Origin of the sequence: Shewanella sp. AS16 (assembly GCF_021412365.1) — a bacterium.
Taxonomy (GTDB): Bacteria; Pseudomonadota; Gammaproteobacteria; order Enterobacterales; family Shewanellaceae; genus Shewanella; species Shewanella salipaludis.
The window spans coordinates 1-309 of the sequence record NZ_JAKCLK010000157.1; the positions used below are offsets into that span (position 1 = coordinate 1).

At 35.9% G+C, this 309-nt stretch carries 1 protein-coding gene; it reads left to right on the forward strand.

The genetic code is table 11. The features are described 5' to 3' along the window. Positions 1-309 (forward strand): hypothetical protein (locus tag LZP73_RS19780; protein ID WP_234236615.1); only part of this gene is annotated, 309 nt, incomplete at both ends.

A 309-nucleotide genomic window follows, 5' to 3' on the forward strand; every position in this document is an offset into this window, starting at 1 on the left:
GTTCAGATGGCATTTAGTCGCAGGCAGTCGTCAACCCGTAATCCAGACAGAAATTAACGAAAGTTGTCTTCTTTATTATCGCATCGAAAAACAAATTACCCCTTTCTTTGCCAGTAACTTGTCTCCACTGGAAGAAATGGAAAACGGGAAGGAAATGGCTACGATTTATCAATCATTAAAGGATAATGAAGAGAGCCTGAAATGGTTTGATATCGCAGTATTAAATAAAGTTGCTGAATTTGAACTATCAGACAACTATATGGCATTGTTAATAGAGTGTTTATCATATTCCTTGCGAAAAGAAAAAAT